Source organism: Dyadobacter sp., assembly GCF_039919315.1.
In the GTDB taxonomy this organism is placed as follows: domain Bacteria; phylum Bacteroidota; class Bacteroidia; order Cytophagales; family Spirosomataceae; genus Dyadobacter.
This window is the reverse complement of sequence record NZ_JBDSFX010000001.1, coordinates 20,150-35,573: the sequence shown is the minus strand read 5'-3', so window position 1 is coordinate 35,573 and position 15,424 is coordinate 20,150. Positions and strand designations below refer to the sequence as shown.

Annotated in this window: 13 protein-coding genes; 9 read left to right on the top strand and 4 right to left on the bottom strand. The window is 44.9% G+C overall.

Translation table 11 applies throughout. From position 1 onward, the window contains the following. Window positions 1-13: 13 nt before the first annotated feature. Window positions 14-415, top strand: a complete 402-nt coding sequence (locus ABIO93_RS00155) for a DUF1573 domain-containing protein (protein ID WP_348063415.1) — start codon at window positions 14-16, stop codon at window positions 413-415. 65 nt (window positions 416-480) lie between these two features. Here ABIO93_RS00155 and ABIO93_RS00150 read toward each other — a convergent pair whose 3' ends face one another. Further along, window positions 481-3,384 carry a putative LPS assembly protein LptD gene (locus tag ABIO93_RS00150; protein WP_348063414.1) on the bottom strand — a complete coding sequence of 968 codons (2,904 nt, stop codon included), beginning with the start codon at window positions 3,382-3,384 and terminating at the stop codon, window positions 481-483. 75 nt (window positions 3,385-3,459) lie between these two features. Here ABIO93_RS00150 and ABIO93_RS00145 point away from each other — a divergent pair, with 75 nt between their 5' ends. The 4 genes from ABIO93_RS00145 to ABIO93_RS00130 all read left to right on the top strand — a co-directional run bounded on the left by ABIO93_RS00145 (window position 3,460) and on the right by ABIO93_RS00130 (window position 8,021). Continuing rightward, complete coding sequence (locus tag ABIO93_RS00145) at window positions 3,460-4,257, top strand: N-acetylmuramoyl-L-alanine amidase (RefSeq protein ID WP_348063413.1); 798 nt, start codon at window positions 3,460-3,462, stop codon at window positions 4,255-4,257. A gap of 148 nt (window positions 4,258-4,405) precedes the next feature. Then, on the top strand, window positions 4,406-5,371 hold the full coding sequence (locus tag ABIO93_RS00140) for an MlaD family protein (protein WP_348063412.1): 966 nt from the start codon (window positions 4,406-4,408) through the stop codon (window positions 5,369-5,371). A 130-nt stretch (window positions 5,372-5,501) separates the two neighbouring features. Then, the gene (locus tag ABIO93_RS00135) at window positions 5,502-7,115 is read left to right on the top strand and encodes an acyl-CoA carboxylase subunit beta (RefSeq protein ID WP_348063411.1); all 1,614 of its coding nucleotides are present in this window, start codon (window positions 5,502-5,504) and stop codon (window positions 7,113-7,115) included. A gap of 27 nt (window positions 7,116-7,142) precedes the next feature. After that, the gene (locus tag ABIO93_RS00130) at window positions 7,143-8,021 is read left to right on the top strand and encodes an NAD(P)-dependent oxidoreductase (protein ID WP_348063410.1); all 879 of its coding nucleotides are present in this window, start codon (window positions 7,143-7,145) and stop codon (window positions 8,019-8,021) included. Between the two features lie 78 nt (window positions 8,022-8,099). Here ABIO93_RS00130 and ABIO93_RS00125 read toward each other — a convergent pair whose 3' ends face one another. Further along, complete coding sequence (locus ABIO93_RS00125; RefSeq protein ID WP_348063409.1) at window positions 8,100-8,387, bottom strand: hypothetical protein; 288 nt, start codon at window positions 8,385-8,387, stop codon at window positions 8,100-8,102. A gap of 97 nt (window positions 8,388-8,484) precedes the next feature. Here ABIO93_RS00125 and ABIO93_RS00120 point away from each other — a divergent pair, with 97 nt between their 5' ends. The 3 genes from ABIO93_RS00120 to ABIO93_RS00110 all read left to right on the top strand — a co-directional run bounded on the left by ABIO93_RS00120 (window position 8,485) and on the right by ABIO93_RS00110 (window position 11,310). Continuing rightward, window positions 8,485-10,422, top strand: a complete 1,938-nt coding sequence (locus ABIO93_RS00120; protein WP_348063408.1) for an SGNH/GDSL hydrolase family protein — start codon at window positions 8,485-8,487, stop codon at window positions 10,420-10,422. A gap of 57 nt (window positions 10,423-10,479) precedes the next feature. Further along, window positions 10,480-10,719 carry a hypothetical protein gene (locus tag ABIO93_RS00115; protein ID WP_348063407.1) on the top strand — a complete coding sequence of 80 codons (240 nt, stop codon included), beginning with the start codon at window positions 10,480-10,482 and terminating at the stop codon, window positions 10,717-10,719. 267 nt (window positions 10,720-10,986) lie between these two features. Further along, on the top strand, window positions 10,987-11,310 hold the full coding sequence (locus ABIO93_RS00110) for a hypothetical protein (RefSeq protein ID WP_348063406.1): 324 nt from the start codon (window positions 10,987-10,989) through the stop codon (window positions 11,308-11,310). Here ABIO93_RS00110 and ABIO93_RS00105 read toward each other — a convergent pair whose 3' ends face one another. Beyond that, on the bottom strand, window positions 11,311-12,222 hold the full coding sequence (locus ABIO93_RS00105; RefSeq protein WP_348063405.1) for a DUF1338 domain-containing protein: 912 nt from the start codon (window positions 12,220-12,222) through the stop codon (window positions 11,311-11,313). Between the two features lie 173 nt (window positions 12,223-12,395). On the opposite strand from ABIO93_RS00105, the gene ABIO93_RS00100 reads away from it, so the two are divergent. Next, window positions 12,396-14,579, top strand: coding sequence for a DUF2231 domain-containing protein (locus ABIO93_RS00100; protein ID WP_348063404.1), 2,184 nt, complete (start codon window positions 12,396-12,398; stop codon window positions 14,577-14,579). Window positions 14,580-14,609: 30 nt separating this feature from the next. Here ABIO93_RS00100 and proC read toward each other — a convergent pair whose 3' ends face one another. After that, entirely contained in the window at window positions 14,610-15,413 is an 804-nt protein-coding gene (gene proC / locus ABIO93_RS00095; RefSeq protein WP_348063403.1) for a pyrroline-5-carboxylate reductase, read from the bottom strand. Window positions 15,414-15,424 lie beyond the last annotated feature (11 nt).

Sequence of the window (15,424 nt, the reverse complement as noted above, 5' to 3'; positions counted from 1 at the left end):
GTATAGTCACATTATGAAAGTATTCTTTTCAGCGTTGGTTTTACTGGTAGGCCTGACCACCGTTAGTTTTGCACAAAAAGGTGTTTTGAAATTCAAAGAAGAAGCACACAAATTTGGTAAAGTACCACAAGGCACTCCTGTTACGCACGAATTTGCGTTTACGAACACAGGTACTGATCCTATTGTTCTTTCAAACGTTACTGTTTCTTGCGGCTGCACCACTCCGGTTTGGTCAAAAGATCCTGTGTTACCAGGCAAAACGGGTTCGGTAAAAGCTACTTTTAATGCTGCTGCTGCCGGTCCGTTCAACAAGCCTGTTACTGTTTTCAGCAACACAGAAGGCGGTTCTATTACTTTATACCTGAATGGTGAAGTAGTTCCTAAAACTGTGGCTTCTAAGCCTTCGTCAAAATAATTAATATCGGCATGATATTGGAATGGCTGTTCTTCGGGACAGCCATTTTTTTGTTTTAATGCAGATCAATAAGCGGCCCTGTCGTAGAACGAGCGGCGGCGTGTTACTTTCAGATCCTGCAGAATCGCTGATTTTACTTTTAATGTGAAGCTGTAATTACTCACCCGGGCGGCGTTACCAGCAAAAGGCGTCCAGCTGAAACTCATATCCCAGCAATGAAGATCGCGGTACAATGTGAGTGAAGTAATGGTCGGGCTGAAAGCTGTGAAATCAAAACCGGTATTGATACTGATTTTAAAATTCTTCGATAAGCTCAGGTCGCCCGTTGCCTGCACTGCCTGGATCAGTTGTGCTTTTGAAAGACCTGGTTTGGTTAAGCCAAAGTTGTAATTCAGGGACACATTCCAGGGAATGTTGAAATCCACATACATTTCAGGGTTTTGCGCGATAAATTCACGTTGTTCCTGTGTTACCGTTGAGGTCGTTGTCGTACCTGGCGTCGGTGCCGTTTTCGTTTTATCCGCCGTCTTGGGAGCAAAACTGGTACCTATTGTAAAACCCAGATTTTGCAGATTAGCAATGCCCTGTCCCGCGGCAATAGCGTATCTGTTGATCTTAGTCCCTACCTGGTTGCTTAGAATATTCGGATTTGCCTGGTAAGCATACGGATCCAGGTTCATGTTGAAATTAAGGTTCAGGTTTTTACCAATCCTTGCATTCGCATTAACCGTAATGTTGGATAGGTTCAGCGAATCGGCCATCAGGTTATAGCTTCCTCCCAAACTCAAATTGTCCAATAACGAAACCTTTTCAAACTGTGTCGCTGCGGTATCGCTTTTGGTTTTCAGTTTCATTTCAAATGAGTTGTTCAAACTAAATGAAACGACACTGGATGCACGCCCATTGGTTACGCCCGATCCCACGCCCCGGAACCTGGATAATGAGAGCTCCTTATTTTCGCCTTTCCGGTCTACTACCGTGAGTTTCTGGTAAAAACCAAAAGCATCTCCTGTAAAATCCGGTGTGTATGTGAATGATAATGAAGGGATAACTGTGTGCCGGATCGCTTCCAGTCTTTTTCCTCGCACGAAGAAAGTGCCGTAGAAACGCGTGTTCATGCCGGCTCCGAAATTGTACGAATACTCGGTACCGGCCTGCTTTAATGTATCAATGCGAACTTTGTTTTCCTTGTCGACCGTGTAATTATATTGTTTGGTAAAGACCTCACCCTGCAAGGACAAGCTGGGCGTAATGTTCACGAAACGTAAAACCTTAAAGTTAGGAAGCGAAATCGGCAAGCTGTACCGGCCCGTGAATTGGGCGTCTTTCAACATATCAGGCAGGTTACCCACATTGAATGGCACCACTTTTACTGTATTGAGCCTTGTAGTATCAATAGCATTTGAAATTTCAAAACCAAGGCTGCTATATGATGTGTCAATAGCGTTCAGTGAGTTGGTCAACGTGTAATTACCACTGAAATCAAGGCCGAGACGGAAGCTTTCATACCAGCGTCCACGACCACCTTTTAGTGCGAATGGCGCGATCTGATTGACTCCGAAACTAAAATCAGAAGATACATTGGTCTTACCGCCCTCACGTTTTTGAGTAGTCGGACTAATTTGCCCGAAGTTCTGGTTTACACGCAAGCTGGCCGCCGCGCGCATATATTGTCCAAAAGTACGGTTATACTGTACCGAAGAACTCGCGACATTGGAAATGTATCTTTGGTTATTCGTTTCTTGTTGTTGATTGTAGCTGTTGCTGCTTACATTAACATTGGCGGAAAAAGTAGAATTTCCTCTCGCCCGCGGCGCATGTGACCACACAAGGCTGAAATCGTTGGTAATCCCACGGCCCACCAATTTATCGATCTCATCCGCAGATTTATTCCGGTTGAATCTGAATGCAAAATTACCGCTGTACTGATACCTCTTAATGTAAGCAGAGGAAAGCCCCACTCCCCAGCTGCCCGTCGAATAGATCTGCCCGGTTACCTTCGCATTCACATATTCACTGATCGCAAAGTAATAGCCTCCGTCACGCAGATAAAATCCACGTCCATTCGGTTCTTCTCCATAGGTTGGGAAAATTACTCCTGAGGTGCCGCTTTCTTTTTTCTTAGGGAAAGGAAAGAAGCCGAATGGTAAAGCAATTGGTAAGGGAACATCGCTGATCACGAGATTGAATGGTCCCGAAATGACCTGCTTTTTATTCACCATCTTGATCTTCGGGGCATTGATAAAGTAGTGCGGGTGAGTCAGGTTACAAGTTGTGTAAATAGAATGGCGGATGTAGAAATTCCCGTCCGCATCTTTTTTGACTTTTTCACCCCGGATGTTACCATCGCCCTCCTGAGTCACGATTCCCTGGATCAATGCCTTCCTTGATTTGAAATTGTACCGGATTTCTTTGGTATTATAAGTTTCCCCGCCATCTTGAAAAATAGGCTCGCCTGCCATTTTTTTTGCCGTTGAATCATATGTGCCAATCGCATAAACTTCGTTGGTAACCCAGTTCAGCCGAATGTAACTGGCTTTGAGATTAATGGTACCATAGTTCACTTCGGCATTGCCATATAAATGGACCTGTTTGAGCACGGCATCCATAATGGTGGAATCTTCCGCTGTATATTGAACTGTATTTTGAAGATCGTCGGGATTGGATAGTGAATCAACCGCAGTGGAATCTGATGTTAATCCATTGTTAGTGAGTGTGGTATCACCTTTTACTCCCGGTTTTAATTGGGACGTACGAGACTTGCCTGTACCCGACGTATCGGTACGGGATTGTTGTTTAGCTGTAAGAAGAGAGTCCGCTGATTGCTTTGCAGAAGTTGATACTTTCTGCTTACTCTTATTTTTCCCGGATCCCTTGGAGCGTTGCTGCACACATGCTACAGTGCTGAACAGGAGAAACGCCACAACTACTGACGATATAATAATCGCCTTTCTTTTCAGTTCTAACAAATAGAGTATTTTTGCATAACGAAGTTCAAAATTAGCAGAGAAACATCTAACGAGTAACGCCCCAATTAAAAAATAATGTTAAAAGTTCTTAAATTGGTATTTGTAGCCAGTTCCCTGCTAGTAAGCCTAGCGTTTGTTTTTAAGCAGGAGCCGGTTGCCTATAAGTCAAGTAGTAAAGTTAATACAGTTGTCATTGACGCAGGTCACGGAGGCAAAGACCCAGGTACCAGGGGGCGCAATACCAAAGAAAAAGACGTGGCATTAAGTGTCGCGCTTGAACTCGGCCGCAAGATCAAAGAAGAGACGCCCGACGTCAAAGTTTTATTCACCAGGTCCACTGATGTTTTTATAGAATTGGGTGAGCGCTCGGCTTTTGCCAATCGTAATAACGCCGATCTTTTTATCTCGATACATTGCAATGCCACTCCGAGATCAAAATCAGTTCACGGTACCGAAACCTTTGTAATGGGTTTGCATAAAACAGAAGGTAACCTCGAAGTTGCGAAACGGGAGAACTCCGTAATCTTGCAAGAAACCAACTATAAGCAAAAATATAAGGGCTTCGACCCCAACTCTCCGCTGGCCCACATTATGCTCGCGAATTACCAGAGTGCATTTATTTCCAGTAGTTTGCGCCTGGCAGATTTGATCGAAAAGAAATTTCAATCCGTATCAGACCGGGAGAGCAGAGGCGTGAAACAGGCCGGATTTCTGGTGTTATGGCGCTGTGCGATGCCCAGTGTGCTGATCGAGACCGGATTTTTATCGTCTCCTGATGAAGAAGATTATTTAAGCTCCGAGGACGGGCAAAAAGAAGTGGCAGAATCAATCCATCAGGCATTTATGGCCTACAAAAAAGATATAGACCGTTAAATAAGGTCATATCCGATGTTTTGATTTGTCAAAACAATTTTTGATAATTTGATGTTAGGCATAAAAACCAGTTGATCAAGGCCGTTTGTAAAGAAATCTATTACAGCTTTAAGCCTGCTGCCTATCTTGCAGGGAAATTATTTAGTCCATGAAATTATCAAGAGAAGCAAAAGTCGGAATAATGGCCCTTTTCGCCATCGTCATGCTGTATTTCGGCTTTCACATCCTCAAAGGCTCCGACGTTTTTTCAAGAACCTATAAGTATTACGTGGTTTATGACAATATTGACGGCCTCACAGCCTCTAATCCTGTACTGCTCAATGGTTTAAATGTTGGCAGGGTGCAGGAAATCCGGTTACTTCAAAATCAGGGAAACCGTCTTTTGGTTGCGCTGGATGTTCAAAAAGGCATAGTGATACCTACCGGAACCGCTGCGGTACTAGCCGATGGAGGTTTGCTGGGAGGCAAAGTAATCCATTTGGCAATGGGTACCGGTGCCGCGATGCTGGACGGAGATACGCTTTTAGGAAAAAAAGAGTCGGGAATTACGGCCGTTTTACAAGAAAAAGCATTACCTCTTGTCGCTCACGCCGATTCGCTGATCAAAAATCTGGATCAGGTAGTAGCGGGTTTTCAGGAAACGGGTTTGATTTTAAATCAGGTACTTAAAAACTACAACCAAACCGGAACAAGTTTGCAAGGATTGTTGAGCGAAAACCGGGGTAACCTGGTTGCACTTACCACTAATTTGAATAAACTTTCCACATCGCTCGTCGAAACTGAAAAGGAACTGAAACCGCTTCTTGCCAAAACAGGTACATTGGCAGATTCACTAAGCGCCTTGAGGCTTGGAGAAACCATGCAGAATGCGAACCGTACCATTACAGAGCTGCATACATTGCTGGCAAGTGTCGAAGCCGGCAAAGGAACGGCGGGAAAATTGGTGAAGGACGAAACGCTATATAATAACATTGACCGCACCATTGTCAGCATGAACAAGCTGCTGACCAATCTGCGCGAACATCCGAAACGGTACATTAATATTTCTGTTTTTGGTAAAAAAGATAAAGGCCCGGCTGAATCTCCGCTGGATACCGCCACGAAAATCAACTAACGGTACAATTGTACTTTCGCCAAATTATTAAAGTCGTTTGCTTACCGGTAAACGACTTTTTATTTTTGAAAATAAACCAGTCATTCGCATCCGGTTTAGTAAATTATCATTTCATCTTCATTACTGATCAATGACCAACCAGGACAGTCTTCCGCAATTGATCCAAGCCCTCAATCAAAAATATGAGCAGGTAAAACTGGGAGGAGGATTGAACAAAATGGAGGCCCAGCACAAAAAGGGTAAACTGACTGCCCGGGAAAGAATCGCCTATCTGATCGATCCAGACTCCTATTTTCTTGAAATTGGCGCTTTCGTCGCCGACGGAATGTACGGGGAAGAAGGCGGCTGCCCATCGGGCGGAGTAGTGGCGGGTCTCGGCTATGTGGCCGGAAAGCAATGTATGATCGTCGCGAATGATGCTACCGTAAAGGCTGGCGCCTGGTTTCCGATTGCAGCTAAGAAGAACCTGCGTGCCCAGGAAATAGCGATGGAAAACCGTTTGCCGGTTATTTATCTAGTTGATAGTGCGGGCGTGTACTTGCCAATGCAGGCAGAAGTGTTTGCCGATAAAGAGCATTTCGGCCGTATTTTCAGGAATAATGCGCAAATGTCGGCGATGGGGATTGTGCAGCTGTCCGCCATTATGGGGAGCTGCGTGGCAGGCGGAGCGTACCTGCCGATCATGTCAGATGAAGCATTCATTGTGGAGGGTACCGGCTCCGTGTTTCTGGCTGGCCCGTTTCTTGTTAAATCGTCGATCGGCGAGGATATTGATGCCGAATCACTGGGAGGCGCGGCCATGCACTGTGAAATCTCAGGTGTGACTGATAACAAATTTCCGGATGACAAATCCTGCCTGGATGCAATCAAAAGGCATATTGATAAAATCGGGAAACCATTATCCGCGGGGTTTGACAGAAAAATAGCTATAACTCCCAAAAGAAACCCGGAAGAAATCTACACATTGTTGCCCACCGATCGGCTGAAACCTTATGATGTCAAGCCGATTCTGGAATGCATTGTGGATGCTTCGGAACTCGACGAATACAAGCCGGATTACGGAAAAACCATCATATGCGCTTACGCAAGAGTCGATGGCTGGGCTGTGGGAATTGTAGCTAACCAACGGAAAATGGTCAAATCCGGGAAAGGTGAAATGCAAATGGGTGGCGTGATTTATGGAGAATCAGCGGACAAAGCAGCCCGGTTTATTATGAATTGCAACCAGAAGAAAATTCCGTTACTGTTTTTTCATGACGTGACAGGTTTTATGGTCGGAAGCCGAGCAGAGCAGGGTGGGATTATTAAAGACGGCGCCAAGATGGTCAATGCCGTGGCGAATTCGGTAGTGCCGAAATTCACATTCATTGTAGGTAACTCTTACGGTGCCGGTAATTATGCCATGTGCGGCAAAGCGTATGATCCAAGACTGATATTTGCCTGGCCGACCGCCCAAATGGCCGTTATGAGTGGGGCTACTGCGGCTAAGACCCTTTTGCAGGTGCAAACTGCTACATTGAAAGCCAAAGGAGAAACCATCACGCCGGAAGCCGAAAAGGAATTATTGAGCCAAATTACAGATCGGTACAACCAGGAACTATCGCCGTACTATGCCGCGGCACGTCTTTGGGTAGACGGTATCATTGATCCTGCGGAGACACGCAGGATTATTTCAACGGGTATTGAAGCCGCAGATCAGTCACCTATTGAAAAAACTTTCAATGTGGGTGTGATGCAGGTTTAATGTTTTTAAAAATTAAAAATCTTAACTATGTCTGAAAAAATAGCATTTCTGGGTCTTGGAAACCTGGGATTACCGATTGCTGAAAGTCTGATCAACGCGGGATATGAACTTACCGTTTGGAACAGAACAAGTTCAAAAGCAGAGCCGCTGGTGAAACTGGGTGCAACTGTTGTTGAAGACGCATTGGAGGCAATCACTCCCGGCGGTATCGTATTTTCAGTACTCGCGGACGACGCTGCGGTCGAGGAAATTTTTTCCATGGAACTGGTAGAAAAGCTAGGTAAGGGAGGTATTCACGTTTCTATGAGTACCATTTCACCCGAAACTTCGCGCCAGCTAAGCCAAATTCACGAATGGTACGGAGCATCTTATGTTGCGGCCCCGATCTTTGCCCGGCCAGAAGCGGTAAAAGCAGGAGTAGGTAATATTTGTTTGTCGGGCAAGGCGGAAGCGAGGGAAATTGTAAAACCCATTGTTCAAACTTTCGTCAAAGGTGTATATGATTTCGGGGACGATCCAGGTGCGGCGAATGTGGTGAAACTGGCCGGAAACTTTATGATCGCAGCCAGCCTGGAAATGATGGGAGAAGCCTTTACGATGGCCGAAAAGAATGGAATTTCGCGCCAGAGTATCTACGAAATGCTGACGCAGACATTATTCGCCGCTCCAATATTCCAGAACTATGGAAGGATAGTAGCGCAACATGCATACGAACCAGTGGCATTCCGGTTAGCATTGGGACTGAAAGACATTAAACTGACATTACAAACCGCGTCGGACGTCAATGTGCCGATGCCGATGGCTGATCTGATTAAAAACAGATTTGTCAGCGCATTAGCCAAAGGACGGGATAATCTGGACTGGGGAGCGCTGGCAATGGGCGCATCGGATGATGCGGGGTTGTAAAAAATAGTTGTCACATTGAGCGGAGTCGAAGTGCACATGCACTTCGACTCCGCTCAATGTGACAATAAAGGCAATAAATTACGACTCATGTATTTCAAGCAACATTTCATCAGTAATATTATTTTTTGACTTAAAGTCAGCTACTGTTTCGGTGAAGGAGGTTTGAAGGTCTTCAACGACTTGAAGGTTTTTGTAAACACCATCATAAATCTCACCTAATGTTTTGTCGAGACCCTGGACATTCACATTCATATTTTCTGTTTCGATCTGACCTATCTTTTTGATCACCGCAGTTTCACTGTTTTTCAAATCTTCAATTTCGCGGAGAATCTTCTCCATGGTCTTAAACTTTTCGATCTTATCCATAGGATTTTATTTCTAGTTTGACCATTAACCTTAAAATATCATACCAAAGTAGCTGTGCCTTACCGGTAAATTCCGCCTTGATTGTTCTTTATCAGCTATGAGAAAGAAAAACTTTCAGGGGCTGTTAGTGGCCTTTTTAATGCTTTCAGGGTCATTTATTTCTGCACAAACTGCCGAGAAAGTCACTTCCTGGAAAGGATTTGAAAAGGTTGAATTCACCTTTGAAAACAGAAATGCCTGGTATATAAAGCCCCAAAAAGCGATTGCGGGAAACCCGTGGATATGGCGCGCACATTTCCCAACCTGGCATACGGATATGGACAGTATTTTGCTCGCCAGGGGATTTCACGTCGCGTATGTCAACACCAATGATATGTTTGCGCACCCCAAAGCGATGCAGGTGTGGGACGCTTTTTACGATTATCTGGTCAAGCAAAAACAGTTTGCACTCAAAGTCGCATTGGAAGGAGTGAGCAGGGGCGGGCTGTATGTATACGGCTGGGCGAAAAGAAATCCGGACAAAGTCAGTTGCATTTACGCCGAAGCGCCGGTTTGTGATCCCAAAAGCTGGCCTGGTGGAAAAGGGAAAGGATTAGGATCCGCGAAAGACTGGGAAGCCTGGCTGAAAATATTCAATGTTACCGAAGAGGAGGCATTGAAATTCACAGACATTCCACTCAATGATCTTGCAGGACTAGCCTCATTCAAGGTGCCGATTGTGCACGTCATCGGGTTACAGGATAAGCATGCGCCTGTGGCCGAGAACAACGATTTACTCGTTCAGAATTATCTGAAACTGGGCGGGCCGATCAGTGTTTACCCCATGACGCGCGGCGAACAGACTTTGGAAGGACATCATTTTCCGATCGAGCATCCCGAATTCTTTGCCAATTTCGTCGAAGAGAATAGTGTACCCGTCACAAAACTACTTTCTCACCAGCCTTACATTGAACTGAATCAGGGATTGGGGAATGCATTTGAAAAGTTTCGGACAACAAAAAAAGGGATAGTGGCTTTCCTGGGAGGCTCGATTACGCATAATCCCGGATGGCGAAACAAAACGTCGCAGTACCTACAGGAGCATTTTCCGGATACGGAATTTACGTTCATTGCGGCTGGTATTCCTTCATTGGGAAGTACGCCGCATGCTTTTCGGTTTAGCCGCGATGTGTTAGCACATGGAACACCGGATCTGCTTTTTGTAGAGGCGGCTGTGAATGATAGAGGTAATGGTTTTAGTGAAAAAGCGCAGATCAAAGCATTGGAAGGTATTTTGCGTCAGATGTATTACAAGAACCCGAAGGCTAATGTAGTATTGATGGCTTTTGCGGAACCCTTGAAGAATGCAGATTATGATGCCGGAAAAGAACCTTTGGAAGTAGCTGTACACCAAAGAATAGCGAAATATTATGGGGCTGCTTACATTAACCTCGCACGTGAAGTGTATGACCGCATGAAGGCTGGCGAATTCAGCTGGAAGTACGATTTCAAAGATCTCCATCCGTCACCGTATGGCCAGGAAGTGTATTTTCAGACGATTAAGGAGTTGTTGAAAATTGAAACCTTACCAACCGCAGAGACTAAAATTCCCGCGGCTATCAATAAATTCTCCTACGAAAAGGCAAGCTACCGCGCATTGGAAGAAGCCAGAAATCTGAAAGGCTTTGCACTAGTACCGGAATGGAAACCGACCGACAAAGTTTCGACGAGACCGGGTTTTGTAAATGTACCAATGGTCGTTGGCGAAGAGGCAAATGCATCGCTGGATTTTGAATTTAAAGGACGAGGAGTTGGTGTAGCAATCATTTCCGGGCCGGATGCAGGAAAAATAACCTATACCATCGACGGGAAAAAACCTCAGACGCTGGATCTTTTCACGCCATGGAGCACGCAACTGCATTTGCCCTGGTACCTCATGTTAGGAGACGAGCTTTCTTCTGGTAAGCATAAAGTACACCTGACCATTTCGTTGGATAAAAATGAAAAGAGCATTGGCAATGCATGCCGAATTGTTCATTTTCTTGTGAATGAGTGATGTTGGTTTTTATTCAGGGAAGAATTACATAATTTAGTATAACAATCTTTTCAGGATATGAGTAAAAATGATTTAAAATCCAGTCTTCACGCACTGATCGAAGGCATTGAAGATACTGCTGTTTTACAGGCATACCTTATTTTATTGTCTCGTGAAGTGAAATCGCAGGAAGACTTTTGGGAAACCATTGATAGTAAAACCAAATTGGCGATCGAAGAAGGTCTCGCGGACTTTACACAAGGCCGTGATCAGGATTTTTTTCAATATATGAAGACAGCTCATGGCGTTGAACGTTAGGCTGTCTGACAGAGCACGAGGCGATATCGAAGAAATTTCAAGCTACCTGGCAGAAAACTGGTCTGAAAAGATAAAATTGGATTTTCTGATCAGATTGACGGATCAATTGAAATTGATTAGTGAGATGCCTTATATTTTTAGAGCTTCTGCTACGAAAAATGGAGTTAGGGAATGCCTTCTAAATAAGCACACAATCATTTACTATCAGGTAGTGAATGATCAAACGATCCAAGTTCTTACTATTCGAAACACCAGCCGCGATAATGCATGAGCTTTGGTAAAGCCACTAGAATAATAAATCCGAGAGTAAGAGAGATAGTAGCTGTCAAACCTTTCATTATCAAAGCGCTTTGGAGCGACGGTAAGGTTAGGATGACGGACTTTGGCATTTTTCTCTTTGAATATTTCCAAAAGGAAGAGAGTATATATTTTAAAATTTTAAATGAGAATACGTTCTCTCTTGCCAAAACCGACGGAAGAACGATTTACTGGGAGGACATGACCCAAGTCAGGGATTATGATGGGAGCTTCATTCCAGCTCCTCTGGATTTTGACCCCGATGTTCTGTTCGAGCAGTCAGTTTTAGAGTAATCACTTCAAAGTCTGCGTAGTGTAAGTACTCTCAAAAATCTTATCAGCATTAGCAGCTTCGAACCCGTCGCGGCGGTGTTTTCTTTTGATTTCGGAAGCAGGAAGATCTTTGAACGCTGGCAGAACTTTTCTCTCGGCGAATTCAACATACGAGCCGGAGATGCGCAATTTTTCCCCTTCTGCAAATTCAGCATCCAGCATTTCGGCGACCGTAGCGCTTTGCAGCAAGCCACCATCCGGGCTTGTCTTTATTTTCCCACCGGAAGTATTCAGCCGGATATCGATTTTTTCTAAAAAAGTATTGAAATCTGCGACTGTATTGTAGCCTTCCGGAAGGTTATGCAGGCTGATCGTGAAATGATTGAGATAGTACCGATTGTAAATCACCCAGGCTGCGTACTCACTTTCCTTCAACAGAGTCTGATAGTCGGACACCGTTGGCGTTCTCCACAGTGGTTTGTGAAGAAAAGCATCTACTTCCGCGCCATTGTCCAGGTCGAGCGTATCGGCAGGATCATTGGGTACCTCATCAGTGTAACTTTTGATAATGCGCTGGCTTTCCTCAGACAGATCTCCAACCCGTAACTCGCTCACAAAAATGCGGGGATCGGTTTCTCTTGGCGGGCTGTACCACCAGGCATCCAGCTTTTTTCCTTCAAAGAAATAATGGTCGCGCTTTTCGTAGCCGTAATGCAAAAATATTTTTTCAAATGACTGAACCCCGAGTTGAGGAACGCCTATGGTTCGGAATGCAATGTGATCGTTTTCAATGTCTTTTATATTATCAACAATACCTTCCTGCACCATCGCATTCAAAATAATTCCCACATCGGGAACACGCTCTTTGTAGCGGCGCATGAGTCCGTCCATAACCACGTCCAACGTTGCCAATCTGCCTGATATATCGCTCATAATCTGAAAGTTTGAAAGGGAAAAACATTAAATTAACGCTATATGAATAGAAACGACCAAATAGCTTGCTTTAATGACTGCGTTGATGATATTTGTCAGCGACTAACTTTGTTATAACAATAATAAGAAATTTTATAAGTAACAAGAGTCAGATCAAAGGTATTATTGCTTAAATGTATTCAAAATTTAAACCCTCCCCAAGATTGACTTCTGACTGGAAAAGGTTGGTTTACAACCTTGCCTTCTTTTTGAATGGGCTGCTCGTTTTTCTGCTATTTTTTGAAGAGCGTTTCAATGTTCCGGGTTGGATGCTGCCGATTGGCCGGATGCACCCGCTGGTACTGCACTTTCCGCTGGTAGTGCTACTGCTTTTTTCATTCTGGACCATCATTGTTGAAAAGCCCGAATCGACGCGCTGGAATGCGGAGTTGGCGGATACATTATTGCTGATAGGCACATTGACGGCGACTCTGGCTGCATTTTCGGGGTTTATTTTATCAAAAGAAGAAGGCTATGAGGCCGATACGCTTTTCTGGCATAAATGGCTGGGCGTAAGTATTTCACTTGGCAGCGCCGTTTGGTATAGTGTAAACAAGTACCTGGATCCGTGGAAATTACCTTCGAAGCTGGTAGCAGCCGCATTCACAATAATGCTGTTGATAGGGGGGCATTTGGGCGGGAATCTCACACACGGAGAAGATTTCCTGATTTCTTCTCTCAAAGTTTCGGATGAGCCCGTCAATAAAGTCGCATTTGAAGAAGCCAAAGTATATGCTGATCTGGTACAGCCGGTATTGCAGCAAAAATGTTATTCCTGCCACAATGCGGAGAAATCGAAAGGCAACCTCCAAATGCAGACCAAGGAATTATTGGTAAAAGGTGGAAAAAATGGTGTGCTCTGGGATACTACCAAAGCGGATCTGGGCCTTTTGCTGACCCGGGTACATTTACCAGTACATGACAAAAAGCATATGCCACCTCGTGGAAAAGTACAGTTGACGGACGAGGAAGTGGTTTTAATGGCAGAATGGATCAAAACTGGTTCGAGTTTCGACATGAAGGTAAGTTCGCTTTCGCCTCAAAGCCCGGTTTACAGTTATGCACAAAATATTTTCGGCGGCGATCGTAGCGGGGAGCAATATGAATTCAGTGCTGCTGACGCTGACAAAATAAAGGAACTGAACACTACCTACCGCCTCGTTAAATCCTACTCTGCCGAATCTCCTGCATTATTTGTGAATTTTTACAATCGTGCAGCATTCAAAGGCAGTGATATCAGTGAGCTTGCGCCGCTGAAAGAGCAGATCGTTGCGATGGATCTTAGCAAGATGCCTGTGAAGGATGAAGACCTGAAAGCCATTGCTCAGTTCCCTGAACTACGAAAACTGCTGCTCAATTTTACAGACATTCAGGGTAGCTCGTTGTCAGAACTGAAAAAATTGACCCGATTGAGAGAACTGTCGCTAAGCGGAACAGCCGTAAAAATGGCCCAGTTAAAAGTATTGGAAGAAATGCCTTCCCTCAAAAAAGTGTACGTGTGGAGTACCGGACTTTCGACGGAGGAATTAGCTAATTTGAAAAAAATAAAAAAGATCAGCTTTGAAACCGGTTTCCGCAGTGATACCGTCATCCTTGCGCTCAATCCACCGATCATTGAAAACGAGGAGCAGATTATTTCGGGCAATGCCAGCATCAAAATGAAACATCAGATACCGGGTACGATCATTCGTTACACAGTGGATGGTACGGTGCCTGACAGCATTACTTCGCCGGTTTACAGTAAGCCACTATCCATTGTTAAAAGTACCAAACTTACGGCAAAAGCATTCAAAATGGGTTGGTATGGCAGCAAACAGGTCGATCGGTTTTTCCTGAAATCAACCTATCATATTGACAGTGTAAGGTTAATCTCGCAGCCAGACATCAAGTATAAAGGTAAAGGCGACATTACATTGGCCGACGGGATAAAAAGTGCAAGAGAGCAGGGGAGCGGTAAGTGGCTGGGGTATCGGGACACCGATTTCCAATCGTATTTTTTCTTCAAAAAGCCGGTGAATGCCAGTAGCGTGACGATCAGTATGTGGCGTAATGTGGGCGGATATATATTTCCACCAGTTCACATGGAAGTGTGGGGCGGTGCAAATGAAAAGTCAATGAAGCTTTTGAAGGTGATCAACCCTACCATGCCGGATAAAACGACTACTAATAATGAAGACCTGGTGTTCGAGGCGGATTTCCCGCAGCAGCCACTGAGTTGCATCAAGATCATTGCAAAACCGTTGGGCAAACTTCCCGCCTGGCATCCGGGAAAAGGAGAAAAAGCCTGGGTTTTTATAGACGAAGTATTGGTAAACTAGCGCGTCGGTCGCGCGCTAGTTTTATATTTTTTATCCTTTTGAAAGTTCAGAAGACCGTTTTTGTGCTGCGAGAATGCCTTGTTTTAAAGTTTCATCCAGCTTACCTGCTTCAAATTCCCGCAATGCAGCCTCGGTAGTCCCGCCTTTGGAAGCGACGGCTTTAATGAGTTCATCGAGCGATTTATCAGCCGTATTGATCAAATGAAAAGAGCCCAGCATGGTTTGCTTCACCAGTAATGCTGCTACCGACTCTTCAAAACCCATTTGTTTGCCGGCTTCGATCATCGCTTTTACCACATAGAAAAAGTAAGCCGGCCCGCTGCCGCTCAATGCAGTCACCGCATTCAACTGTTCTTCATCTTCCAAAAATACAGAGCGTCCGGTTGCATTAATGAGGTTTTCCACCTTGCGCAATTGATTAATTTCCACCTCAGGGGACGCAGAATAAGCTGTAATGCCCATTCCCAGCATGGCAGGGGTGTTAGGCATCGCACGGATCACCGCTTTGTGGTCTAGTGCATTCTGAATGATCTGGATCGTGACGCCGGCCATGATCGACAATACTACCTGGTTCGGTTTGACCACTTCGCGCAACGCCTCCGACACGGATATGAAATCCTGCGGCTTCACCGAAAGAATGATCAGGTCGTATTCACTTACCTGAGGGCCAATGATGCCGGTAATGACGCCGGGCTGGAAACTGTTGAGGCTATCCATCCGGTCGGCACTCTTTTCGACCATCAGAAAATCTTCTTTTCGTACCAGGTCAAATTTCAGAAAGGCGCGTGCAAAGGCCATTCCCATGTTGCCGCAGCCAATTATTGCAATTTTCATTTTACATCAAG

Excerpts from the sequence above, each read along its gene's own strand:
- ABIO93_RS00120 (WP_348063408.1), top strand. The coding sequence starts at position 8,485 with ATGAGAAAGAAAAACTTTCAGGGGCTGTTAGTGGCCTTTTTAATGCTT.
- ABIO93_RS00100 (WP_348063404.1), top strand. The coding sequence starts at position 12,396 with ATGTATTCAAAATTTAAACCCTCCCCAAGATTGACTTCTGACTGGAAA.
- ABIO93_RS00105 (WP_348063405.1), bottom strand. The coding sequence starts at position 12,222 with ATGAGCGATATATCAGGCAGATTGGCAACGTTGGACGTGGTTATGGAC.
- ABIO93_RS00125 (WP_348063409.1), bottom strand. The coding sequence starts at position 8,387 with ATGGATAAGATCGAAAAGTTTAAGACCATGGAGAAGATTCTCCGCGAA.
- ABIO93_RS00155 (WP_348063415.1), top strand. The coding sequence starts at position 14 with ATGAAAGTATTCTTTTCAGCGTTGGTTTTACTGGTAGGCCTGACCACC.
- proC (WP_348063403.1), bottom strand. The coding sequence starts at position 15,413 with ATGAAAATTGCAATAATTGGCTGCGGCAACATGGGAATGGCCTTTGCA.
- ABIO93_RS00145 (WP_348063413.1), top strand. The coding sequence starts at position 3,460 with ATGTTAAAAGTTCTTAAATTGGTATTTGTAGCCAGTTCCCTGCTAGTA.
- ABIO93_RS00135 (WP_348063411.1), top strand. The coding sequence starts at position 5,502 with ATGACCAACCAGGACAGTCTTCCGCAATTGATCCAAGCCCTCAATCAA.
- ABIO93_RS00115 (WP_348063407.1), top strand. The coding sequence starts at position 10,480 with ATGAGTAAAAATGATTTAAAATCCAGTCTTCACGCACTGATCGAAGGC.
- ABIO93_RS00130 (WP_348063410.1), top strand. The coding sequence starts at position 7,143 with ATGTCTGAAAAAATAGCATTTCTGGGTCTTGGAAACCTGGGATTACCG.
- ABIO93_RS00140 (WP_348063412.1), top strand. The coding sequence starts at position 4,406 with ATGAAATTATCAAGAGAAGCAAAAGTCGGAATAATGGCCCTTTTCGCC.
- ABIO93_RS00110 (WP_348063406.1), top strand. The coding sequence starts at position 10,987 with ATGAGCTTTGGTAAAGCCACTAGAATAATAAATCCGAGAGTAAGAGAG.